This is a genomic window from Pseudomonas sp. Je.1.5.c (genome assembly GCF_051129895.1).
GTDB lineage: Bacteria > Pseudomonadota > Gammaproteobacteria > Pseudomonadales > Pseudomonadaceae > Aquipseudomonas > Aquipseudomonas urmiensis.
Map to the genome: position 1 here is coordinate 1 of NZ_JBCPSP010000120.1, position 255 is coordinate 255.

1 protein-coding gene is annotated in these 255 nt (G+C 58.8%); it reads left to right on the plus strand.

The features are described from left to right. Window positions 1-255 (plus strand): transposase (locus AAZU54_RS27395; protein ID WP_434727909.1); only part of this gene is annotated, 255 nt, incomplete at both ends.

Sequence of the window (255 nt, forward strand, 5' to 3'; positions counted from 1 at the left end):
TACTTGGCAGCTGTGCTCGACCTGTACGCACGACGGGTGGTGGGCTGGGCATTTTCAATGATTGCGGACGCAAGGCTGGCCTGCAGCGCGCTACGCATGGCGGCCGAATCCCGCGGCAAGCCGAAGGGTGTGATGTTTCATTCCGACCAGGGATGCCAGTACACCAGCCACAAGTTCAGGGCTGCACTTGAAGAGTACGACATGAATCAGAGCATGAGCCATCGAGGACAATGCTGGGATAACGCCGCCATGGAG